This window comes from Streptomyces sp. HmicA12 (assembly GCF_000373565.1).
In the GTDB taxonomy this organism is placed as follows: domain Bacteria; phylum Actinomycetota; class Actinomycetes; order Streptomycetales; family Streptomycetaceae; genus Streptomyces.
The window spans coordinates 400,034-423,209 of record NZ_KB891831.1; the positions used below are offsets into that span (position 1 = coordinate 400,034).

Here is a 23,176-nt window from a genome sequence, read left to right on the forward strand (position 1 = left end):
GCCCTGGCGCAACCCGCCGGGCCTCAGCCCCGATCCACCTCCCGCACCAGCTCAATCGCCCGCCCGAGCGTCGACAAGCGGGCCTCCAGCGAGTCGCCGGCCGGATACATCCGTACGTTGTCGACCCCGGCGTCCCGCCACACCCGCAACCGGTCCCGCACCATGTCCTCGGTTCCGATGAGCGTCGTGGCGAGCACCATGTCGTCGGTGACCAGACCGGCCGCCCCGTCGCGGTCGCCGGACTGCCAGCGTTCGCGGACCGCGGCGGCGACATCGGCCCATCCCTGCCTGCTGTAGGCCTGGTTGTAGAAGTTGGTGGAGGCGGAGCCCATGCCGCCGAGACTGAAGGCCAGTTCCTTCTTGCGGCTCGCGACGATCGTGCGCAGGGAGTCCTCGTCCTCGGCGAAGTTCACCTCAGCGCCCTGGCAGATGTCGAGGTCGGCGCGGGTACGGCCCGCCGCGGCCAGACCGGCGTCGAGGTGGTCGAAGTAGGCCTCCTTCGCGCCCTCGGGGACGAAGCTCGTGCCCAGCCAGCCGTCCGCCACCTCGCCCGTCAGGCGCAGCATCTTGGGCGACAACGTCGCCAGGTAGACGGGGATCTCGTGCTCGGCGGCCATGGAGAGGCGCATGGGGCGGGCGTCGCCGCCGGGGAGGGGGAGCGTGAACTCCCGCCCCTCGTAGGCGATCTTCTCGCCGGACGCGGCCATCCGCACGATCTCGACGGTCTCGCGCATCCTCGTCAGCGGGCGGGCGAACGGCACCCCGTGCAGGCCCTCGATCACCTGCGGCCCCGACGGGCCGAGGCCCAGCAGGAAGCGGCCCTCCGAGATGTTCGAGAGGGTGATCGCGGCGCGGGCGATCGCGGCCGGGGTGCGGGTGGCGAGCTGGATGATGCCGGAGCCGAGCAGCATCCGTTCCGTGCGGGCCGCCAAGTAGCCCAGCGGGGACGGCGCTTCGGAGCCCCAGGCCTCGGCGACCCAGCAGACGTCCAGGCCGAGCTTCTCGGCCTCGGTCACGAAGTCGACCGTCTCGCGCCAGTTCCCGCCGGACGCCTCGATCGTCGTCGACGTACGCATCAGAGGGTCACCGTGCCTTCCGCGAGCGCCTTCAGGGCGTCGAGCGTCGCGCCCATGTTGCGCTCGAACTCCTGCAGCCGCACGTGGACGATCTTCTGTTCCTTCTCGGGCATCCGGTCGATGGCGTACGAGAGCCCGGAGCGGCCGGGGCCGAGCTGTGCCCACTGGGTCAGCCCGGTGGAGCCTTCGTCCTGCGCGTCGAGCGTGAAACGCCATACGGCGCTGGGCAGTTCGGGATCGGCGACCGCCCAGGCGAACACCTTGTGCGGTGTGCACTCGACGACGTAGGACGTGGTCTCCCACTCGCCGAACGCCTCGTGCCGGCTGTGCCCGACGAACCGGGCGCCGACCTCGGGCCCGCTCCTGTCCCCCACCCATTCGGCGGCCTGCAGTTCGTCGCTGAGGCGTGGCATCAGGCCGATGTCCGTGACCAGCTCCCACACCCGCTCCGGTGCCGCCCTGATCGTGCGCCGCACCTCGACCGTCGGCGTGTCCGCGTAGCGCGCGCCCGTCCACTCCATGATGGCCCACCTCTCTGTATCCACGGCTCTGACCATGAGAGTTTCGTAGATGGACTCACCAAGTCAAGAGGTACACGGTCGTCGGGCGGCGCGGTTCAGCGGGTGAAACGATCCCGGATGTCGGGGCGCGCGGCGAGCCGCTCCGGGTAGCCGGGGCCCATCCGCGGGCGGGTGTCGGCGGCGGTCATCGGCTCGCCGCAGTCGCCGCAGACGACGGCGGCCTCGGCGACGTGCCCGCACCGGTCGTGCTCGAAGACGACCGGCGCGCCCTCGTCGCCGGACAGCCAGCGGTTGCCCCACGCGTTCATGGCGGCGAGGACGCCGAAGAAGTCGCGGCCCTTCTCGGTGAGGACGTAGTCGTGCCGGACGGGCGCCGTCTCGTAGGCACGCTTCTCCATCAGGCCCGCGTCGACCAGGCGGCGCAGCCGCTCGGCGAGGGTGGTGCGGGCGATGCCGAGCTCCTGCTGGAAGACGTCGAAGCGGGTGATCCCGTAGAACGCCTCGCGCAGCACGAGCGGCGTCCACCAGTCGCCCAGGAGGTCCATGGTGCGGGCGATGGAGCAGGGCCAGTCGGCAAAGGAAGTGCGCCTCATGAGGTCAGGATACGGACGGCCCGCCGAGTGAACCCTGCTCAGTCCGTGCCGGTCCTTGTCAGTCCTTGTACAAGACTCAGGACGTGACGTTCGCCATGAAAGCGCTCAACCCTGTTGTGGGCGGCCGCCGGGACTGATCAGCTGAAGGCTCCGCTACGCACCGCTCTGGAGGCCCCGTTGTTCACGTTCGCGTCCGTGGACGATGTCACCGCCCGTCTGGCCGAGACCGGTTACCTGGCCTCCCCCGCCGTGGCGACCACCGTCTTCCTCGCCGCCAAGCTCGGCAAACCGCTGCTCGTGGAGGGCCCGGCGGGCGTCGGCAAGACCGAACTGGCGAAGGCCGTCGCGGCGATCGGCGACGCGCGGCTCATCCGGCTCCAGTGCTACGAGGGCGTGGACGAGAGCCGCGCGCTCTACGAGTGGAACCACGCCAAGCAGCTGCTGCGCATCACCGCCGGGCGCGACGAGACCTGGGACCGGACGCGGACGGACATCTTCAGCGAGGAGTTCCTGCTCGCGCGCCCGCTGCTCAGCGCGATCCGCGACGACGACGCCAAGGTCCTGCTCATCGACGAGATGGACAAGGCCGACGTGGAGGTCGAGGGGCTGCTCCTCGAAGTGCTCTCCGACTTCCAGGTGACGGTGCCGGAGCTCGGCACGATCCAGGCGACGCGCCGCCCGTTCGTCGTCCTCACCTCGAACGCGTCCCGTGAGCTGTCCGAGGCGCTGCGCCGCCGCTGCCTGTTCCTCCACATCGGCTTCCCGGAGGAGGAGCTGGAGCGGCGCATCGTCGCTTTGAAGGTGCCCGAGCTGGACACCGTGCTCGCCGAGTCGCTGGTACGCGTCGTCGGCGCGCTGCGCGCGATGGATCTGCGCAAGGTTCCGTCGGTCGCGGAGACCGTCGACTGGGCGCGCACCCTGCTCGCGCTCGGCGCGGACCGGCTCGACGAGGAGGTCGTACGGGCGACGCTCGGCGTCGTCCTCAAGCACCAGGAGGACGTGCAGACTGCCGCGGCCAAGCTCGACCTGGACGCCGTGTGAGCACCGCCGAGCGGGTCACGTCGCTGGTGCGGGCGCTGCGCGCGCACGGGGTCCGGATCGGCACGGGCGAGAGCGTGGACGCGGCGCGGGCCGTCGCGGCGCTCGGCCTCGACAACCGGGACCACCTGCGGGAGGGCCTCGCCTCCGCGCTCCTGCACGACCAGGGGCAGCGCGCCGTCTTCGACCCGGTCTTCGAGCTGTACTTCCCGCGCGCCGTCGGGGCGCCGGAGCAGCCGTCGGGAACGGTCGACCGGGACGAGCTGCGCGAGCGGCTCGCCGAGGCGCTGGCGGCCGACGACCGCGCGGCGACGGCCCGGTTGGCGGCGGAGGCAGTGGCCGGCTTCGGCGGCTACGACGGCGGCTCCGGCTGGTCATCGCAGCAGACCCTGGACCGGCTGCGCCCCCAGACGCTCCTCGCGCAGATCATGGCGGGCATCCGGGCGGGCGGCGGCGGATCGGGGGCGTTCACCGACCGGATCGAGGCCGACGAGATCCGGCGCCGCATCGAGGCGTTCCGCGCGCAGGTGCGCGGGGAGGCCCGGCGGCGGGTCGCCGAGGCGCGCGACCGGGACGAGATCGCCCGCCGCATGCCGGTGCAGACGCCCGACAGGACCTTGTTCCTGTACGCGGGCAAGGACCAACTGGCCGAGCTGAGAAGGACCGTTCACCCGCTGGCCCGCAAGCTCGCCACGCGTCTCGCGGCCCGTCGGCGGCGGGCCGCGCGCGGCCACATCGACCTGCGCCGTACGTTGCGTGGCTCGCTGTCGACCGGCGGCGTGCCCATGAATCCGGTGCTGCGCAAGCGGCGCCCGTCCCGCCCCGAACTGGTCCTGCTCTGCGACGTGTCCGGCTCGGTGGCGGGCTTCGCGAACTTCACGATGCTGCTCGTCCAGGCGCTGCACGACCAGTTCAGCAAGATCCGCGTGTTCGCGTTCGTCAACCGTGTCGACGAGGTCACCGAGCTGATCGCGCACGGCGCCGCCGACCCGGAGGGCCTCAGTGGCCGGATCACCGCGGAGGCGACGCTGACCGGCTGGCACGGCAGCAGCGACTACGGCACGGCGCTCGGCGAGTTCGTGGAGCGCTACGGGGCCGCGGTCGGCCCGCGCACCTCCGTGTTCGTCCTCGGCGACGCCCGCAACAACCAGCAGGACCCGAACCTGCCCGCCCTGCGCCGCATCGCGCGCGCCGCCCGCCGCACGTACTGGCTCAACCCGGAGTCCCGCTCCCAGTGGGACACCGGCGACTCGGCGGCCGGGCTCTACGGGGACGTCGTGGAGATGTACGAGTGCCGCAACGCACGGCAGTTGAGCGCGCTGGTGGGACGCCTCCTGCCCGTGTAGGCGGTTACAGGGGACGGTTCGGCCAGTCGAGGAGACGGGCGCCGATCACCGCGGTCTGCAGCGTGTAGCGGGAGACGGGGTCGGAGGGGTCGGCGCCGGTCAGCTTGTGGATGCGTTCCAGGCGGTACGTCAGCGCGCGCACGCTCAGTGCGAGCCGCCGGGCCGCCTCCGCGGCGACGCAGCCGGAGTCGAAGTAGGCGACGAGCGTGTCGACGAGCGGCTGGGCCCCGCCGCGTGCCTCGCGCAGCGGCCCGAGCGTGGAGCGCACCAGGTCCGCCATGGCCTGCCGGTCGCGGGTGAGCACCGGGTAGACGAGGAGGTCGGCGGCGTGCAGCACCGGGTCGTCGAACTCCAGGCGTTCAGCGAGTTCGAGGGTGCTCAGGGCTTCCTCGTAGGACTGGACGACGCCGCCCGGACCGGGCTGGGGGCGGCCGATGGCGACATGGCCGCCGTCGGTGGCGGCGTAGGCCTGCTTGGCGAAGAAGCCGAGGATCTCCGCCTGGTCGCCGGGGGCGACACAGACCAGGCGGCCGTCCTTCGTGGTCAGCAGGATGTCGCGGTCGCCGAACCGGCCGATCATCGCCTGCTCCACGCTGCGCGGCGCGGCGTCGCCCTCGTCGTACGCGGCCTCGCCCTCGGCCACGGCGACGGCGTGCTCGTGGGACAGGCGCAGGCCGAACCGCTCGGCGCGCTCGGCGAGTTGACCCAGGTCGCTGCGGCCGTAGAGGAGGTCGTCGATGAACTCGCGGCGGGCCGCCTCCTCCTGGCGCATGGCCTGGCGCTGGGCGCGTTCGTAGCCCTCCGCGAAGGCGTCGAGGGCCTGTTCGACGGCGGCCATGACGCTGTCCGGGGCGACCCCGCCGGCCGGCCAGTTCACACGGGCGTCCGCCAGGTGGGCGGCGACCAGGGCGCGCAGTCCGTACCCGGCCTCGGCGGCCTGTTCGCCGAGCGCGCGGCGGGCGGCGATCTCGTCGCGGGTGAGGCGGCGGCCGGTGGCGGAGGCGTCGGCGAGCAGGTCCGCGTACCCGTGCAGATACGGGGCGGGTATGTCGTGGTCGGCCATGCTCGCCCTCGCTGTCGTGCTGTGTCGGCTCCGTCTTTTTAACGCACTGCCGACGGGGACGATCGTGCGGGGGTCCGTGGTTCGCCCGGTCACGGGCGGTGCGCGTGACGTGCGGCGGGGGCGGTCGGCCGGTCGGGGCCGGTGGCGCGGGTGATGGCGGACTCCACGGCGGCGACGCGGTCGGCGAGCAGGCCGAGCGCGGCGACGGCGCGGACGACGGGGTCGCCGTCGGCGCCGCCGAGGGTGCGCGCCCGCACGTGGGCGGCCTTCAGCTCCCGCCACCGGTCGGCCTGTTCGGGGCTCATCCGGCCGCGGAGTTCGGCGAGCTTGAGGAGGCCCGCCTCGGCGCCCGTGGTGAGGGTCTGGGCCTCGCCGGTGTAGTGGTCGTCGAGGACGGCGGCGAGTTCCGCGTCGTTCATGGCGGGGTCGATGCGGGCGGCGATCTTGTTCATGTTCCGGTAGGAGCCCTGGAGCAGGAACGGGGGTTCGGTGCGGGCGTCGTCGGACTGGGCGGCGGAGGCGATGTAGGCGGCGTTGACGGCGAGGACGGTGTCCCGGGCCGCGCACAGGTGCCGCAGCACGGCGACGACGCGTGCGGTCTCGGCCGGGGCGTAGGGGTGGCTGAGCCGGTCGGCGCGGGCCGTCGGGTCGTTCGCGGCGAGCCGCAGCAGGACGTCCAGGTCGGCGCGGTCGCGGCCGGCGAGCGGGGCGAGGTGCGGGTTGGCGGTGAGCGCGTTCTCGACGAAGCTCAGCGCGAAGACGTCCTCCTTGCCGGTCAGGACGTCGCCGAGGTTCCACACGTCGGCGCGGTTGGCGAGCATGTCGGGGATGCGGAAGCGCTGCCCCGACTCGGTGTACGGGTTGCCGGCCATGCACACCGCGAACCGCTTGCCGCGCAGGTCGTGGCTGCGCGGCTCGCCGTTCCACACGCCGTCCATGCGGCGCTGCCCGTCGCACAGGGCGATGAACTTCTGCAGCAGTTCGGGCGAGGTGTGCTGGATGTCGTCGAGGTACAGCAGGACGTTGTTGCCCGCCTCCAGCGCGAAGTTGACCTTCTCGATCTCCTGGCGGGCGGTGACGTTCGGGGCCTCGGCGGGGTCGAGGGAGGTGACGGTGTGCCCGAGGGCCGGCCCGTCGATCTTCACGAGGAGCATGCCGAGCCGGTCGGCGACGTACTCGACGAGTGTCGTCTTGCCGTATCCGGGTGGCGAGAGGAGCAGCAACAGGCCGCCCGTGGTGCCCAGTTGCTTGGCCAGGCTGTCGCCGATCAGCGGCAGGTACACCTCGTCGACGAGCCGGCTGCGCACGAAGGTGGGCAGCACGCGCGGCCGGTGCTCGTCGAGGCGCAGCCGTGCGTGCTCGGCGGCGACGAGGGAGGTGCGCAGCCGCTGGTAGGCGCGGAAGCCCGGGACGACGCGCTCGCGGAAGTCCCTTGTGCGGGAGAGGAGTTCGTCGAGCCGGAGGGTGAGGCGGCGGCCGTCGATCCGGGGATGGGTGCCGAGCAGTCCCTCGACGGTGGCGGTCAGCGGGGCGTCGGTGTCGTACCGGTCGAGCTCCGGGCAGAGCTCGATGGCCACGGCCTCCGGGAGGTCGCCGGCGCCGTCGCCCGCGGCGCTCGCGTACGCCGTCAGCCAGGCCTCGACGAGGGAGCGGCGCGCGGTGAGCTCCGGCACGGCGGCGAGATCGTCCTCGTAGGCCGAACTGTCCACGGCGCGGCGGAACTTGTCGAGGAAGGTGCGGGCGCCGGTGGAGGTGACGAAGCCCGCGGGGCCGGTGGTCAGCTCCTCGAAGAGGTAGGCGGCGACGTGTGGTGGGTGAGCGGTGCCCTTGTCCCCGATCCGCTCGGCGAGCTCGGCGCACCAGTCGTCGATCGCGGGTGCCAGGCCGAACGTGTCGCGGGCGCGGGCCAGGGACACGGCCCGGCGGGTCCACTGCGCGCGCTCGGCCCCGTCGGTCGCGTGGGCCCAGAAGAGCTGGGCGGCGGCGCGGACGGCCGGGGTGTGACGGAGCAGGCCCGCTTCGGTGTGCAGGCGGAGCAGCGCGGCGAGGATCGTCGTGGCGTCGTGGTCGTGGACGCCGCGCTCGTGTCCCTCGTCGTACGCCTCCTCCGCCGCGGCGCGGACGAGGGCCGCCAGGTCGTCGCGGGCGAGGAGGTCCTCGGGGCCGTGTTCCGCGAGGAGGCGGGCGGCGAGGTGTTCGGCGCGGTAGACGTGGGCGTTCTCGGAGGGCAGCGACTGGCCCCAGTGGTCGCGGAGTTCGGTGAAGGCCGGGTCGTCGACGGGGGCCCGGTAGTCGGTGCCGGTGAGGGCGTACGCCATGCGGTCGTCGCCGTGCGGGACGAGGGCGAGCTCGGGCGGGCGGCCGTTGACGGCGATGCGGTGGCGGCCGAGGCGCAGTGCGGTGCCGCCGTCGGCGTACAGCTCGGTGCGGTCGCGCAGGGCGCGCAGCGCGTCCTGGCGGGCGGCGGAGAGCCGGCCGTCGAGTTCGTCGGCGCGGACCTGGTCGTCGCGCTCGCGCAGTTCGCCGATGGTGCGGCGGACCTTGGCCACCATGGGGTCGGAGGCGAGGTACGTGCTGATCTCGTCGAGGGAGCCGAGGCCGGCCAGGCGGCGTGCGACGGTCTCCAGGATGCGGTGCGCGGACGCGGCGAGGCGTTCGGCGTGCCGGGCGCGGGCGTCGGCGAGGGTCTGCTTGCGGGTGGCGAACGCCTCGTGGATCTCGATGCGCCGGGCGTCGAGGTCGGCGAGGAAGTCGTCGCTCTCGGCGAACCTGCCTTCCAGGTTCTCCAGCTGGAGCAGCAGGCGGGCGAGCTGGTCGTCGCACTCCTCCGGCGTCGTGGCGGCCGCCAGGGCACCGGCCACGGCCTGGCCGAGCAGCGAGAGTTCGGCGGCGAACTCGGCCCGCCCCTCGTGGACGGCGAGTTCGCGGCGGCGGGCGTCCAGGGTGGCGCGGGCACGGTTGACCCCGGCGAGGGCGCCCGCGACGCGCTCCAGGACGTCGGCCCGTACGGTCGCGTCGTCGATGTCGAGGCCGCCGACGACATCGGCGACGGTGCGCAGCTGGTCGGCGAGTTCGGTGACGCGCTCGGCGACCGGTGCGGCCTCGGCCGTGGTGGCGATCTGTCCGGCCTGTTCGGTGAGCCGGTGGAGGTCGGCGTGGTGGGCGGCGAGGGCGTCGGGCCTGGCGAGGAAGGCGACGGCGCGGGCGCCCGCCGACGCGAGGTCGGCCGCGAGGTCCCCGGCCAGGCTGTCGATCTGCTCGACGTCGGCGTACCGCAGTTCTTTGAGGGTGAGCAACTGCCCTTGTGCGCGCCGCAGTTCGGTGAGCCGGTCGACCCATTCGTGGGCGCTGCGCGGCGCCTCGCCGCGGATGCGGCGCACGAGGGTGGTGGTGCGTGCGGCGGCCTCGCCGAGGGCGTCGTCGGCCTTTCGGGTGAGGTCGCGGACGGTCGCGTACTCGGTGATGATCTGTGTGGCGGTGGCCCGCAACACGTCGACGACGTCACGGAGTTCGCCGGTGTCGCCGAGCCAGGGGTAGGAGTCCGTGACGCGTTCGCAGGCGGCGGCGAGGGCCTCGTAGGCGGCGGAGGTCGGTGTGCGGGCGGCTTCCTGGACCGTACGGACGAGGGAGAGGCAGTCGGCGATGCCGCGCACCAGTTCCGCGTTGCCGATGCGGGCCAGCTCCGGGTCGCCGGAACCGGATCGGGTCGCGTGGGTGTCGGCGGCGAACGGCGTCGACCAGGTCTGCACGGCGTGCGTCCGCGCGGGTTCGCCCGCGGCGTCGTCCCGCAGCAGTACGAGGGTGCCGTCGTCAAACAGGGCGTGGCCTCGGCCGGTGAGCGGGGTGGCGATCTCCTTGCGGATGAGGTGGTACGGCAGCAGCAGGGTGCGGCCGGCGGCGCGGGCACGGAAGACGTAGAGCACGTGCTCGCCGTCGGGGGCGCGGACGGTGCGCTCGTAGGCGAGGCCGGCGGTGTCGACGGCGTCGAACGTCTTGTGCGGGCCGGCGGCCAGGCAGTAGCCGCCAGGGAAGACGACGCCCTGCTCGTCGGGGAGGACGCGGCACGCCTGCCCGATGCCGTCGAGGCGGACGACGGTCTTGGTGAGGGTGTCGAAGACGAGGTGCCGCTCGGTCTCTTCCTTGTAGGGGCGCACGCGCAGCAGGATCAGCGGGCCCACGCGGGCGTGCGCGATGTCGGCGTCGGCGAGCGACTGGAGGGGTTCGTCGACCGGCTCGGTGTGGATGCCCTCGCCGGTCTCGGTGTCGTCGTCGGTCTTGACGGTGAGGCTGCCGCCGACGGTCGACACGTACAGCTCACCGCCCTGGATCGCCACGTGCGGGTGGCGGCCGAGGACGTGGTCCTCACGGGTCGTGTCCTGCCAGGTGATGTCGTGGGCGGGCGGGCGGACGTCGTCCCGGTCGCCGCGCGCGTCGAGGAACCGGGCGCCGCCGCCGGACGGGTCCAGTTCCCAGCGCAGGACGCGGATGTCGGCGGCCTTGTCGCCGGTCTGGAACACGGCGAGCAACTTGCCGTCGATCAGGCGGAGTTCAAGGAGGCGGCTGTCGCGGTAGTAGCGGAAGAGGGCGGCGAACTCGGCGGCGAACGCCGGGTCGTCGAGCAGTCCGGGCACGGCCTCGTCGGGCAGTCGCGCCCAGTCGCGGTCCGGGGCGTGCAGGGTGAGGATGTCGCCGACCGCGGGCGGCCGGGCGCCGAGGACGTCCCGTACGCCGATCAGCAGGGCGCCCCCGACGGCGACGACGTCACGGGCGAGCCGCGGGGTGTCGGTGCGCACGGCCGCGGTGCCGGTGAGCGTCAGCCCGGTGGAGCCGAACGCGACGCCGCGCCGCTCGTTCAACTCGTCGGTGCGGTCTGCCAGTTCGCGGGCCTGCGCGGCGAGCCTGTCACGCAGCACCTCGTACGTTCCCGCGTCCAGGCCGTCGACCGGCCCGGCCGTCCCGGTCTTCATCTACGGCGCTCCTTCTCGTTCCCCGCGGTGCTGGAAGTCCCGCGGTCCTGAATGGCCGGGGCCACCGACCCCCGTACGGTGACCCCGGCCGGTCTGTGCGGTCAGACGCGCGCGGCGCCGTTGAGGTGACCGAGCGGCAGGTCGGCGACGCCCAACTGGCCTGCTTTGTCCAGCAGTTCCCGCAGCTGTCCGGCCTGCGCGCCGCCGCTGTTCATCAGTTTCATCAGGAGAGCGGAGACGGTGAGGTTCTGCACGTCGGCCGTGGAGGCCGAGCCGAGGATCCTGCCGATGTCCTCGGTGAAGCTGGCCGAGCCGTCCAGCCAGGGCCTCGCGAGGGCCTGCGCGGTGTCGGAGTGCTGCACGAAGGCGTCGACGCCCTTGCCGAGCGAGATCGAGGAGACCAGCCGGTCGAAGAAGGCCGACTCCCCACCCACGATGTTGATGTCGGCGTTCTCCAGGCCGGTGGCGAGCACCGTGGCCTGTGCCTCGGCGACCTGCCGCTGCGCGTCGAGGCCGGCGAGCCGGATGTCCTTCTCGGCCTCCAGGCGCAGCCGGTACTCCTCGTGGCCGCGCGAGGCGTCGTCGAGGGCGGCCATGGCGGCGGCCTTCCGGTTGATGCCCTCGGCCTCGGCCTTCAGCTTCTCGGCGATGGCCGTGGCCTGCGCGAGCGCCTTGGCCCGGTCGCCCTCGGCCTCGGCCCGCATCCGGGCCTCGGTGGCCTCCGCCTCGGCGCGCCCGGTCTTCTCGATGACCTCGGCCTCCTTGTCGCGCACCTGGATCTCGGCGAGCCCGACGGCCGCGTTCTCGGCCTGGATGCCCTCGGCGAGCCGCACCTTGGCCCTGGCCTCCAGGTCGGACGCCTTCAACTGGGCCTCGGCGAGAGTGAGTCGCTCGGCCGCGCGGTGGGTCGCGGCCTGTTCGGCGGCTTCGGCGGCCTTGATGTCCTTGACGAGCTTCTCCTGCGCCTCGGCCTCGGCGGCGATGACGACGGCCTGCCGGTCGCGCTCGGCCTCCTCGACGGCGCGCAGCTTCTTGATGGACTCCTCCTGCTCGGCGACCGTGCGGTCCACGGCGACGCGTTCGCGGATGACCTCGGCGATCTCCCGCTTCTCCGCCTCGACCTCCTTCTCGGCGGCGATCCGCGTCAGCTGCGTCTCCCGCTCCCGCGCGATCACTTCGAGGAGGCGGTCCTTCTCGATCCGCTCGTTCTCGACGGCGATGACGCGCTCACGGTTCTTCTGCGCGACGGCGACCTCGCGGGCCTGGTTCTCGCGCTGCACCCCGAGCTTCTCCTCGGTGGCGAGGAACGCGCCCTGCGAGCGCAGCCGCTCCTCCTCCACGACGCGCGCCGTCTCGGCCTCCTCGCGGGCCCGTACGGTGTCGATCTCGCGCTTCTGCTTGATCTCGGCGTCGGCCTGGCGCCGCTCCAGTTCGAGGATGGTCTCCCGGGCGTCGACGTTCTGCCGGGTGATCTCCTTCTCCTCCGTGCGCTGGAACTCGTTCGTGCGCACGTGCTCGATCGTCGTCAGCTCGGTGATCTTCCGGATGCCCTGGGCGTCGAGGACGTTGTGCGGGTCGAGCTGGGCGAGCGGTGTCTGCTCCAGGTAGTCGATCGCCGCGTCTTCCAGGTGGTAGCCGCTCAGGTCGACACCGATGACCTCGATGATCTTGAAGCGCAGTTCCTCGCGCTTGGTGTAGAGGTCGGTGAAGTCCATCTGCTTGCCGACGGTCTTGAGCGCCTCGGAGAACTTGGCGTGGAACAGCTCCTGGAGGGTCTTCTGGTCGCTGGCGCGGGCGGTGCCGACCGCCTGGGCGACCCGGATCACGTCGTCGACGGTCTTGTTGACCTTCACGAAGAACGAGATCCGGATGTCGGCGCGGATGTTGTCCCGGCAGATCAGCCCGTCGCGTCCGGTCCGGGTGATCTCGATGGCCTTCACCGAGATGTCCATCACCTCGGCCTTGTGGAGCACGGGAAGCACGACCTGCCCGGTGAACGTCACGTCCACCGCGCGCATCTTCGAGACGATCAGCGCCTTGCCCTGCTCCACCTTGCGGAACAATCGGGCGAACGCGAAGCCCAGTACGGCGACGACGAGCAGGACAACGACGGCGGACACGCCGATGCCCACGGTGGTGGCATCCATGGTGAAATCCTTTGGATCCGGGGGCAGTCGGCACCCCGTGACGAGGACGAGAGAAGCAGGATCCGGGGTGGCCGCGTCGTACGCGTCCGGCGACGCCGAAGCCCTCCGGGCGGAGGTGGGCTAGCGAGGCACGCCGTACGACGGCGGCCCGGGTTCGTCAGGGGCGTGCTTGATCGCGCCGTACACGATGTCGGAGGTGGCCACGTCGGCCCGCCCTGTCGCGATCGGCAGCCGCGTGGCCGCGGCGACGACGAGCGCGCAACTGAGCGTCAGTCCGGGGAACCCGACGACGGCAGCGAGGAACTCCCCCATTCCCGCGCCCCCTTCGCTGCTGCCACCGCGCTCGACTCCACCCCGGTGCCGGACCCCGTTTCCGGGGTCCGGCACCGGGGTTCGGCCCCCGTTTCTGCCGCCCTCATCCTGGCCCGGCGACCCCGTGCGGCGCATTGCCGGATCCCGGCAATCTTTACGCGTCCTTGATGCCGATGACCGACGCCCGGGCGTCTCCGCACCGGTGCGGGTCACGAGAGATCGGGGCGCCCCAGCCAGGACGGTTTCACCGGGATGCCGTCCTCGTCGTAGCGCACGAAGGGAGCCGGCTCCGGCGCGGACTTCGGAACGGGCCTCGGGACCGGCTTCGGGACCGGCGCCGCGGGGGTCTCCGCCACCGGCTCCACCGGCGGCGCGGGCTAAGGCGCCGCCGAGTCCGCCAGCAGCTCCGCCACCGTGAACCGCGTACTGAACGTCTGCCAGGCCCCCTCGACGACCAGCAGGAAGCCGTCCGTCTGCCGGTACAGCCGACGCCGCTTCGGGCTCATCGGATGCGTGGGCACGAACGCCCGGGCCCGCCGCTCCAGTTCGGCGAGCGCGTCGTCCCGCGAGCCCTCCACCTGCGCCGCCACGGCAGCCTCGATGTGCTTGCGGTCCCCCGTGCCCACGGTCGTCTCGACGACCAGCCCCCATGTCGGCATGTACGCCTCTCCCCCTGCTCGGTCCGCTCGCGCCGTACGGCACCTCACCCTACGAGGCGTCGGCCGACGCGCCCATCGTTCTCACCCGAGCGCCACCGGGTAGCGGACACCGCTCCGCTCCAGCGCGGCCCGCTGCGCCTCGTCCGGCTGTCGCCGCCCGGTGCCGATCAGCAGGACGTCCGTGTCCGGGAGCGCCGCGGGGAACGGGCCCCCGGCGATCCCCTCGATCAACTGCCGTGCGCGGGCGAGCCCTTCGGCCGGCGGGCGGGCCGCGCCGGGAAGGTCGGCGATCAGGTCGAGGTGGTGCAGGGTCCACTCCAGGACGTACGCGTCGAGGTAGTCGCCCGCGGTGAGCACCTCGCCCTGGGTGGCGACCCGCAGCGCGGGGTCCGCGAGCCGGGCCGCGCGGCCCGCGGCGGAGCCGACGTCGTCGAGGTGGAACGTGAGCAGCGCCGGGTCCTGGTACGCGGCGGCGAGCCGGACCGTCAGCGCGGCGAGGGGATCGTCGCCGCCCGCCTCGTGGTCGTCGATGGTCCAGTACGTCACCGCGTCCCGGGTCGGCGCGGTGTCGGCCGGCGTGACGAGGGTGATCAGGACGTCCTGGGCGTCGATGACGAGGTGGCAGACCAGGTCCCGGACGAGCCAGCCCGTACAGCCGGAAGGCCGGGCGAAGTCCTCGGCCGTCAGGTTCCCGACCGCCTCGAGCAGGGCCGTCCAGGTGCGTGAGAAGAGATCCACGCCCCGCACGCTACCGGCGCGACGGGGGGGGCGGGGGCGCGTCGTTTCCGGCTCCCCCGGGCCCCGGTGGGCATGATCGGCGTCAGCGTCCGCCGGCGGGCGGCGTACCCCCACCCCACCCACCCGGAGGCGGCCCCATGAGCGACGTGTCCCGGCGGCTGTGGATCATCACGGTGATCGCGACGTTCGGCGGTCTGCTCTTCGGCTACGACACCGGGGTCATCAACGGCGCGCTCCCGTACATGAGCGACGACCTGGGCCTGACGCCCTTCACCGAGGGCATGGTGACGAGTTCGCTGCTGCTCGGCGCGGCGCTCGGCTCCGGTCTGGGCGGCAGGGTCGCGGACCGGAGCGGGCGGCGGCGCGGCATCCTGCTGCTCGCCGTCCTGTTCGTCGCCGGGACGGTCGCCTGCACCTTCGCGCCGACGACCGCGTTCATGGTCGTGGCCCGTTTCGTGCTCGGGATCGCGGTGGGCGGCGCCTCGGTGACGGTGCCCGTCTATCTCGCCGAGATCTCACCGGCCGAGCGACGCGGCGCCCTGGTCACCCGGAACGAACTCATGATCGTCACCGGTCAGTTGCTCGCCTTCTCCTGCAACGCGGTCATCGCCCGGCTCGGCGGTGAGTCCGACGGGGTGTGGCGGTGGATGCTGGCCGTCGCGACGCTGCCCGCGCTCGTGCTGTGGCTCGGCATGCTGGTGATGCCGGAGAGCCCGCGCTGGCTGGCCGCGCACGGTCGGCGCGACGCGGCGCTCGACGTCCTGCGGCAGGTCAGACCGGAGGCGCGGGCCCGTGCCGAGGTCGACGAGGTCGCCGTGCTCGCCGCCGACGACGCGCGCGCCCGCTCCGGCGGCCGGCACGACCTCATGTCCACGCCGTGGCTGCGCCGCCTGATGCTGATCGGTTTCGGCCTCGCGGTCGTGCAGCAGATCACCGGCGTCAACACGATCATGTACTACGGCACCCAGATCCTCACCGAGTCCGGGTTCACCTCCGACGCCGCGCTCACCGCGAACATCGCCAACGGCGTGATCTCGGTCCTCGCCACGTTCGTCGGCATCTGGCTGCTGGGCCGGGTGCCGCGCCGCCCGATGCTGATGACGGGTCAACTGGGCACGATCTGCTGCCTGTTGCTGATCGGCGTCTTCTCGCTGGCGATCCCGGAGGGGACGGGCCGCGCGTTCGCCGTGCTGTCGATGACCGTCACGTTCCTCGCGTTCCAGCAGGGCGCGATCTCACCGGTCACCTGGCTGATGCTGTCCGAGATCTTCCCCATGCGGATGCGGGCCTTCGGGATGGGCGTGGCCGTGGTCGTGCTGTGGCTCACCAACTTCGCCGTCGGGCTGCTCTTCCCGCCGCTGGTCTCCGGCATCGGGATCGCCGGCACGTTCTTCCTCTTCGTCGGGGCGGGGCTCGTCGCGCTCGGCTTCGTACGGCGGTACGTGCCCGAGACCAAGGGCCGGACCCTGGAGGAACTGGAGGAGGAGCTGCGGGTCCGCCTGTCGTGACGGGAATCCTGCGCGAAGATCGCCATTTTCCCAGATCACAGCTCTCCCACGTAGGCTCCGCCAGGCAGCACCATTCGCGAAAGGCGGTGCCGTCCCATGCCCACCAGCGCTTCGCCGGCCGTCGGCCGCGCCCTGGACATCCTGCTCCACCTGTCCAGCCGGCCGGGCCCGGTGCGCGCTCCGGCACTCGCCGCCGACCTGGGCATTCCGCGGTCCAGCGTCTATCACATCCTCACCGTCCTGGTGGACCGCGGCTTCGTCACGTACATCCCCGAGGGACAGCTGTACGGGCTCGGTGTCTCCGCCTTCGAGGTCGGCTCCGCCTATCTGCGGCACGAGCCCCTGGAGCGGCTCGCCCGGCCGCTCGTGCGCGCTCTCGCCCAGCAGCTGGGGCAGCCCGTGCACCTCGGTGTGCTGCACGGGACGGAGAGCGTCTACCTGCTGAAAGAGCTGCCGTCGGCCTCGCACGCCCCGGAGCCCGCGCCGGAACTCGTCACGGACGTCGGCGTCCGGCTGCCCGCCCACCTCACCGCGAACGGCCGCGCCCTGCTCGCCCACTCCTCGCCCGCCCAGGTACGCGCGCTCTTCCCGTCCGGGCCGCTGCTCACCCGTACGGGACGCGGACCGCGCACCCCCGCCGAGCTGCGGCGCAGCCTCGCCGTCGAGCGGGAGCGGGGCTGGTCGGAGGAGGTCGAGCTGGTGTCGGAGGGCATGCGCTCGCTGGCGGCGCCCGCCTTCGACCACCTCGGGCAGCCGGTCGCCGCCCTGTCCACGACCTGGCGCCGGGCGGCCGGGCACCACTCCGTCGACGAGATCGCCGAGCGGCTGCGGCGGGCCGCGGCCCGGCTCACCGCCTCGATGCTCGGGCACTCCCCCGCGTGACCCGCCCCGGACCCGTCGGCCTCATGCGCGCACCGACCAACATTCGTCTCGGATCCGAGACATGTTCACGGCCGTACTGGTCTGGTCCCGCTCCGTCTTCTGTGATGTCGGAGCACGAACCGTCTCCCGTCCGAGACGGTGATCCACCCCTTCCGCGTCACCTGGAGGTCTCATGACCGGCTCCGCCCCTCGCCCCGTACGCGCCCCGCGCGGCACCGAGCTCACCACTCTGGGCTGGCAGCAGGAGGGCGCCCTGCGGATGCTCATGAACAACCTCGACGCCGAGGTGGCCGAGTACCCGGACAAGCTCGTCGTCTACGGCGGCACCGGCAAGGCGGCCCGGTCCTGGGAGGCGTACGACGCGATCGTGCGCACCCTCAAGACGCTCAAGGACGACGAGACGCTCCTCGTCCAGTCCGGCAAGCCGGTCGGCGTGCTGCGCACGAACGAGTGGGCGCCGCGCGTGCTGCTCGCCAACTCCAACCTGGTCGGCGACTGGGCCAACTGGGAGGAGTTCCGCAAGCTGGAGGCCGCGGGCCTGACCATGTACGGCCAGATGACGGCCGGCTCGTGGATCTACATCGGTTCGCAGGGCATCGTCCAGGGCACGTACGAGACCTTCGGCGCCGTGGCGCGGAAGAAGTTCGACGGCACGCTCGCGGGCACCATCACCCTGACCGCCGGTGTCGGTGGCATGGGCGGCGCCCAGCCCCTCGCCGTCACGATGAACGAGGGCGTCGCGATCTGCGTCGACGTCGACGTGACCCGCATCGACCGCCGCATCAAGACCCGCTACCTGGACGTCAAGGCCGACAGCCTGGACCACGCCCTGGAGCTCGCGGTCCAGGCGCGCGACGAGCGGCGCGGCCTGTCCATCGGTGTCGTCGGCAACGCCGCCGAGGTCTTCCCAGAGCTGCTGCGCCGCGGCGCCCCGATCGACATCGTGACCGACCAGACCTCGGCCCACGACCCGCTCTCCTACCTGCCCGTCGGCATCTCGGTCGAGGACTGGCACACGGAGGCCGAGAAGGACCCGGCCGCCTTCACCGACAAGGCGCGGCAGTCGATGCGGGCGCACGTCGAGGCCATGGTCGGCTTCCTGGACGCGGGCGCCGAGGTCTTCGACTACGGCAACTCGATCCGTGACGAGGCCCGCAAGGCCGGCTACGACCGCGCCTTCGACTTCCCCGGCTTCGTGCCCGCGCACATCCGCCCGCTGTTCGAGGAGGGCCTCGGCCCGTTCCGCTGGGCCGCCCTGTCCGGCGACCCGGAGGACATCGCGAAGACGGACCGCGCGATCAAGGAGCTGTTCCCCGAGAACAAGCACCTGCACCGCTGGATCGACATGGCCGGCGAGCGCATCGCGTTCGAGGGCCTCCCGGCGCGCATCTGCTGGCTCGGCTACGGCGAGCGCCACCTGGCCGGGCTGAAGTTCAACGAGATGGTGGCCTCCGGCGAGCTGTCGGCCCCGGTCGCCATCGGCCGCGACCACCTCGACTCGGGCTCGGTCGCGTCCCCGTACCGCGAGACCGAGGCCATGAAGGACGGCTCGGACGCGATCGCCGACTGGCCGCTGCTCAACGCCCTGGTCAACACCGCCTCGGGTGCCTCCTGGGTCTCCATCCACCACGGCGGCGGCGTCGGCATGGGCCGCTCCATCCACGCAGGTCAGGTCTGTGTCGCCGACGGTACCGAGCTGGCCGCCCGCAAGATCGAGCGCGTCCTGACGAACGACCCCGCGATGGGTGTCATCCGTCACGTCGACGCCGGGTACGAGCACGCGTCGGACGTCGCCGCCGAGCGCGGGGTGCGGGTGCCCATGCGCGAGGGAGACAAGTGACGGATCCCGACCGCGCGGCAGTCGCCTGGTCCGGGCGCGACGACGGCCCGGACCCGGATCTGCGCCGCTGGCACCACGTGGTCCGTACGGCCTCCGCGGAGAGCTGGTCGGACTTCGTGTTCGCCGGGTTCGCCTCCGACGAGGGCGTGCGCCGCAACAAGGGCCGCGTCGGTGCCGCCGAGGGTCCTGCCGAGCTGCGCGCCGCCCTGGCCGGGCTCGCGCTGCCCGGCGACGCGCCGACCGCCGTCGACGCCGGTGACGTCGTCGTCGCGGACGGCGACCTGAGCGCCGGGCAGGAGCGCCTCGGCGCGCTCGTCGGCCCGCACCTGGCCGCGGGCCGCCGCACGTTCGTGCTCGGCGGCGGCCACGCCGTGGGCTATGCCAGTTATCGGGCCCTGGCCCACGGCGGCCTCCTCGACGACGGCCGGCGCCTCGGCATCCTCAACCTGGACGCCCACTTCGATCTGCGCGACGACGCGGTGCCGAGCTCCGGCACCCCGTTCCGGCAGATCGCTCGGGACGAGCACGCGGCGGGGCGCCCGTTCCACTACGCGGTGCTCGGCATCAGCCAGCCCGCGAACACGGAGCGGCTCTTCGCGACCGCCCGCGACCTCGGCGTACGGCATCTGCCGGACACCGAGTGCGGGGTGGACAACCTGCCGGCCGTGGACGCCTTCGTCGACACGTTCCTGGACGGCTGCGACGTGGCCCACCTGACGATCGACCTGGACGTCCTGCCGGCCGCCGAGGCGCCCGGGGTGTCCGCCCCGGCCGCGTACGGTGTCCCGATCCCGGTGGTCGAGCGCGTCTGCGCCCGCGTCGCCGCCTCCGGCAAGCTCGCCCTGTGCGACGTCGCCGAGCTCAACCCGTCGTACGACGTGGACCGGCGCACCGCTCGCGCGGCCGCCCGCCTGATCCACCGCACGGCCCTTTCGTGGGAGCCGCTCAAGCCCTGAGTCCGGTTCCCGTTCCGGGGCGGCGGCCGCCCTCACGGCCGCCGCCCCACTCCCTTTTTCTCCAGTTTTCTCCTGTCCTTCCGCTCCACCTGGAGGTGCACGTATGGCACTCTCGCAGCAGCTCGACACTGAAGCCGCGACCCGCGATCCGGCGTCGGGCGGCGTGCCCAGAGGGTCCGCCTCGTCCGCCTCCGCCGCCTCTTCCGGGGGCGGCGACGAACCGGTCACCCGGTTCCACTGGCGGGTCACCGCCACCACCTTCGGCGCCAACTTCTCGGACGGCTACGCGCTCGGCATCATCGGCGCGGCCCTGCCCGTCCTCACGAACACCATGCACCTGTCGGGTGTCTGGCAGGGCCTGCTCGGTGCCTCGGCGCTGATCGGCCTCTTCTTCGGTTCGATCCTGCTGGGCGGCCTCGCCGACCGCATCGGCCGCCAGAAGCTGTACGTCGCCAACTTCATCCTCATCACGCTGGCCTCGGCCGCGCAGCTGTGGGCCCACGACCCGGCGACCCTGTTCGTGCTGCGCCTGCTGATCGGCTTCGGACTCGGCGCGGACTACGCGGTCGGCCCGACGCTGCTCTCCGAGTTCGCGCCGCGCCGGCTGCGCGGCATCCTCCTCGGCTCGCTCACCGTGATGTGGACCGTCGGCTACGTCGTCGCCAACATCCTCGGCACGTTCGTGCCGCTCAGCGACTCGGCCGCACACTGGCTGCTGGCCTCCGGCGCGATACCGGCGGTCCTCGTGCTCGTCCTGCGCATCGGCACGCCCGAGTCGCCGTCCTGGCTGGACACCCGCGGCCGCCACGAGGAGGCGGCCAGGATCCGCCGCGACTACCTGGGCCAGAGAGACGCCCGCCCGCTGACCGAGAAGCCGGGCGCGCGGCCGAAGAGCACGGCCCGCTACCGCGACCTGTTCGCGAAGGGGCAGCGCCGCAACACCTGGTTCGGTGTCCTCTTCTACAGCGCTCAGGTGCTGCCGTACTTCGCGATCTACACGTTCGTCCCGTCGATCCTGTCGGCGCTGAGCGTCTCCGACGCCGACCTCCAGTACGTGCTCCTGAACCTCTTCCTGCTGGCGGGCGGCGTGCTGGGCCTGTGGCCGCTGCACCGGGTCGGCCGGCGCCCGTTCACGACGTGGTCGTTCCTCCTGATGACCGTCTGTCTGTCCGCGATGGCGCTGCTCTCCGGCGCCGGAGCCTGGTGGCTGATGGTGCCGTTCCTGCTGTACACGTTCATCATGGCCGGGGCCTCCAACATCACCCAGGTGTATCCGGCCGAGCTGTTCCCCACCCCGCTGCGCGGCTCCGGTGTCGGCCTCCTCAACGGCTCCAGCCGCGTCGCCTCCGCCGTCGGCACCTTCGTCCTGCCGGTCAGCCTCACCGCGGTCGGCGTCGGCTGGTCGATGGCCTGGCTCGCCGGCGTCCTCGCCCTCGGCACCGTCGGCAGCTTCCTGTGGGCGCCTGAGACGAAGGACACGGTCACGGCCGAGGAGATGGTGCACTAGCGGCCGAGGGGTCCCCCGGTTCGGGTGACACGCACGGTTCGGGTGACACAGTGGAAGAAGACCGTTCACGACCCCCGGGAGGCATTTCCGCATGCGCCTGATCCTCATCCGCCACGGCCAGACGCCGTCCAATCTGAAGCATCTGCTGGACACCGACGCGCCGGGCCCTGGCCTGACCCCGCTCGGCCAGGAGCAGGCCGCGGCGCTGCCGGAGGCCCTGGCGCAGGAGGAGATCGGCGCCCTGTACGTCTCGACGCTGCTGCGCACCCAGCTCACGGCCGCGCCGCTGGCCGCCGCGACCGGGCTGAAGCCGCACATCCGTGACGGCATCCGGGAGCTGATCGCGGGCGACCTGGAGATGCGCGGCGACGACGAGGCGGCGCACGTCTACATGACGACCGCGTTCGCCTGGTCCTCGGGCGACACCGCGCGCCGGATGCCCGGCGGCGAGACCGGCGACCAGGCCCTGGGCCGCTTCGACACCGTCGTCGCGGAGGCCGCCGCGTCCGGCGCGGCGACGGTCGCGATGGTCAGCCACGGCGCGGCGATCCGTACCTGGGTCGCGGCCCGGGCCACGAACGTCGACGTGGAGTACTCCCGGTCCCACCCGCTCGCCAACACCGGCGTCGTCATCCTCTCCGGCGCGCCCGAGGAGGGCTGGCGGGTCCTCGTCTGGGAGGGCGAGCCGCTCGGCCCCGCGGACCCCGCGCCGGACGCCGACGGGCCGACGGGCGCACCGGTCTCGGCCTGAGCCGACCACTGACGCGAGGGGCCCTCCGGCATCGCCGGAGCGCCCCTCGCGCTCGCACCGGACCGCGGCGCTCTACGACAGCCCCTTCACGTTGTCCCCGAAGGTCCACCCCTTCGACCCGTCCCAGTTGATCGACCAGGTCATCAGTCCCTTGAGCGCCCCGCCGTACGTGTTCCAGGCCTGCGCCACCTGACCGGTCGTCATGTAGCCGCCTCCGGCGCCGGACTGGGCGGGCAGGCCCGGTACCTGCTTGTCGTAGGGGACCTTGATGGTGGCGCCCTGGACGACGAGTCCCTTGTCGAGGCAGCTCGTCTGGGCGGTGAAGCCCTCTACGGTGCCCGCCGAGTAGGAGTCGCCGGAGCAGCCGTACATGGAGCCGTTGTAGTACTGCATGTTGAGCCACCACAGGCGGCCGTTGTCCGCGTACTTCTTGATGATGGGCAGGTACGCGCCCCAGATCGAGCCGTACGTGACGCTGCCGCCGGTGACGTACGCGGTCTCGGGGGCCATCGTCAGGCCGAAGCCGGCCGGCATCTGCGCCAGGATGCCGTCGATGATGCGGATCAGGTTGGCCTGGGACGCGGAGAGTCGGTTGATGTCGCCGCTGCCGCTCAGGCCGGTCTCGATGTCGATGTCGATGCCGTCGAAGTTGTACTTCTTCAGGATCGGGACGATCGTCTCGACGAAGTGGTCGGCCACCGTGGTGGAGTTGAGGTCGATTCCGGCCGTGGCGCCGCCGATGGACATGAGGATCGTCGCGCCCGCGTCCTTGGCCTGACACATCTCGGCGGGGGTGGCGACCTTCACGCCGGTGTCCATGCCGTCCTCCCACAGGGCCGTGCCGTCGGAGCGGATGACGGGGAAGGCGGCGTTGATGACGTTGTAGCCGTGCTGCGCGATCGCGGGGTCGGTGATCGGGGTCCAGCCGAAGGGCGGGTGGACGCCGTTGGCGGCGCCGTCCCAGTTCTCCCAGTAGCCCTGGAGGACCTTGCCGGACGGCCTCGGCTTCGTGGCGCAGGTGTCGGCCGCCGCGGCGGCGGGGGCGGTCGGCGCCGTGGCGAGAAGGGCGGTGACGGTGGCGGCGGCGGTGAGGGCGGCGCCGATGAGGCGGGGGGTGCGCGGGCGGAAGGGCATGGGGGCTCCCGTGTGATCGCTGATCGCCGGACAGGGGTGGGGTGCCTGGGTTGTCGCGAGCATGACGCACGTTAAGGAGGTCCAGACCTTTCGTCAATGGGTCTGGACCAATATGAAATCCCGGGTCAGAGCCGCCGG

17 protein-coding genes and 1 pseudogene are annotated in these 23,176 nt (G+C 72.4%); 8 read left to right on the forward strand and 10 right to left on the reverse strand.

Features of this window, described 5'->3' with window-relative positions; genetic code table 11:
• Positions 1 to 23 precede the first annotated feature (23 nt).
• The 3 genes from B072_RS0131985 to B072_RS0131995 form a co-directional block, all read right to left on the reverse strand.
• Entirely contained in the window at positions 24 to 1,076 is a 1,053-nt protein-coding gene (locus B072_RS0131985) for an LLM class flavin-dependent oxidoreductase (protein ID WP_018534048.1), read from the reverse strand.
• A complete protein-coding gene (locus B072_RS0131990) occupies positions 1,076 to 1,597 on the reverse strand; it encodes an SRPBCC family protein (RefSeq protein WP_018534049.1) in 522 nt (173 codons plus the stop codon). The genes B072_RS0131985 and B072_RS0131990 overlap by 1 nt, the downstream gene beginning before the upstream one ends.
• A gap of 95 nt (positions 1,598 to 1,692) precedes the next feature.
• The gene (locus B072_RS0131995) at positions 1,693 to 2,190 is read right to left on the reverse strand and encodes a winged helix-turn-helix transcriptional regulator (protein ID WP_026246517.1); all 498 of its coding nucleotides are present in this window, start codon (positions 2,188 to 2,190) and stop codon (positions 1,693 to 1,695) included.
• A 165-nt stretch (positions 2,191 to 2,355) separates the two neighbouring features.
• On the opposite strand from B072_RS0131995, the gene B072_RS0132000 reads away from it, so the two are divergent.
• Both B072_RS0132000 and B072_RS0132005 read left to right on the forward strand, forming a co-directional pair.
• Positions 2,356 to 3,231 (forward strand): AAA family ATPase, encoded by an 876-nt coding sequence (locus B072_RS0132000; RefSeq protein WP_199791117.1) that lies wholly within the window; start codon positions 2,356 to 2,358, stop codon positions 3,229 to 3,231.
• On the forward strand, positions 3,228 to 4,574 hold the full coding sequence (locus B072_RS0132005; RefSeq protein ID WP_018534052.1) for a VWA domain-containing protein: 1,347 nt from the start codon (positions 3,228 to 3,230) through the stop codon (positions 4,572 to 4,574). Before B072_RS0132000 ends, B072_RS0132005 begins: the two co-directional genes overlap by 4 nt.
• 4 nt (positions 4,575 to 4,578) lie before the next feature.
• On the opposite strand, the gene B072_RS0132010 is transcribed toward B072_RS0132005, so the two are convergent.
• From B072_RS0132010 to B072_RS0132035, 6 genes and pseudogenes are all read right to left on the reverse strand, one after another.
• On the reverse strand, positions 4,579 to 5,637 hold the full coding sequence (locus tag B072_RS0132010) for a PucR family transcriptional regulator (protein WP_018534053.1): 1,059 nt from the start codon (positions 5,635 to 5,637) through the stop codon (positions 4,579 to 4,581).
• Positions 5,638 to 5,726: 89 nt separating this feature from the next.
• Positions 5,727 to 10,604: a DNA repair ATPase gene (locus B072_RS0132015; RefSeq protein WP_018534054.1), complete on the reverse strand. Its 4,878-nt coding sequence runs from the start codon at positions 10,602 to 10,604 to the stop codon at positions 5,727 to 5,729.
• 101 nt (positions 10,605 to 10,705) lie between these two features.
• Entirely contained in the window at positions 10,706 to 12,751 is a 2,046-nt protein-coding gene (locus B072_RS0132020; RefSeq protein WP_018534055.1) for an SPFH domain-containing protein, read from the reverse strand.
• Between the two features lie 120 nt (positions 12,752 to 12,871).
• Complete coding sequence (locus B072_RS0132025; RefSeq protein ID WP_018534056.1) at positions 12,872 to 13,063, reverse strand: hypothetical protein; 192 nt, start codon at positions 13,061 to 13,063, stop codon at positions 12,872 to 12,874.
• A gap of 209 nt (positions 13,064 to 13,272) precedes the next feature.
• Positions 13,273 to 13,722: pseudogene (locus B072_RS44595) on the reverse strand (hypothetical protein).
• 81 nt (positions 13,723 to 13,803) lie between these two features.
• Positions 13,804 to 14,460, reverse strand: a complete 657-nt coding sequence (locus B072_RS0132035) for a maleylpyruvate isomerase N-terminal domain-containing protein (RefSeq protein WP_026246518.1) — start codon at positions 14,458 to 14,460, stop codon at positions 13,804 to 13,806.
• A 137-nt stretch (positions 14,461 to 14,597) separates the two neighbouring features.
• On the opposite strand from B072_RS0132035, the gene B072_RS0132040 reads away from it, so the two are divergent.
• From B072_RS0132040 to B072_RS0132065, 6 genes are all read left to right on the forward strand, one after another.
• Complete coding sequence (locus tag B072_RS0132040) at positions 14,598 to 15,968, forward strand: sugar porter family MFS transporter (RefSeq protein WP_018534060.1); 1,371 nt, start codon at positions 14,598 to 14,600, stop codon at positions 15,966 to 15,968.
• A gap of 96 nt (positions 15,969 to 16,064) precedes the next feature.
• Positions 16,065 to 16,850 carry an IclR family transcriptional regulator gene (locus B072_RS0132045; protein WP_018534061.1) on the forward strand — a complete coding sequence of 262 codons (786 nt, stop codon included), beginning with the start codon at positions 16,065 to 16,067 and terminating at the stop codon, positions 16,848 to 16,850.
• 172 nt (positions 16,851 to 17,022) lie between these two features.
• Positions 17,023 to 18,690, forward strand: a complete 1,668-nt coding sequence (hutU, locus tag B072_RS0132050; protein ID WP_018534062.1) for a urocanate hydratase — start codon at positions 17,023 to 17,025, stop codon at positions 18,688 to 18,690.
• The gene (hutG, locus tag B072_RS0132055; protein WP_018534063.1) at positions 18,687 to 19,646 is read left to right on the forward strand and encodes a formimidoylglutamase; all 960 of its coding nucleotides are present in this window, start codon (positions 18,687 to 18,689) and stop codon (positions 19,644 to 19,646) included. Before hutU ends, hutG begins: the two co-directional genes overlap by 4 nt.
• Before the next feature lie 103 nt (positions 19,647 to 19,749).
• On the forward strand, positions 19,750 to 21,153 hold the full coding sequence (locus B072_RS0132060; protein WP_018534064.1) for an MFS transporter: 1,404 nt from the start codon (positions 19,750 to 19,752) through the stop codon (positions 21,151 to 21,153).
• Positions 21,154 to 21,244: 91 nt separating this feature from the next.
• Entirely contained in the window at positions 21,245 to 21,904 is a 660-nt protein-coding gene (locus B072_RS0132065; RefSeq protein WP_018534065.1) for a histidine phosphatase family protein, read from the forward strand.
• Positions 21,905 to 21,976: 72 nt separating this feature from the next.
• Here B072_RS0132065 and B072_RS0132070 read toward each other — a convergent pair whose 3' ends face one another.
• Entirely contained in the window at positions 21,977 to 23,038 is a 1,062-nt protein-coding gene (locus B072_RS0132070) for a chitinase (RefSeq protein WP_018534066.1), read from the reverse strand.
• Between the last annotated feature and the right edge of the window lie 138 nt (positions 23,039 to 23,176).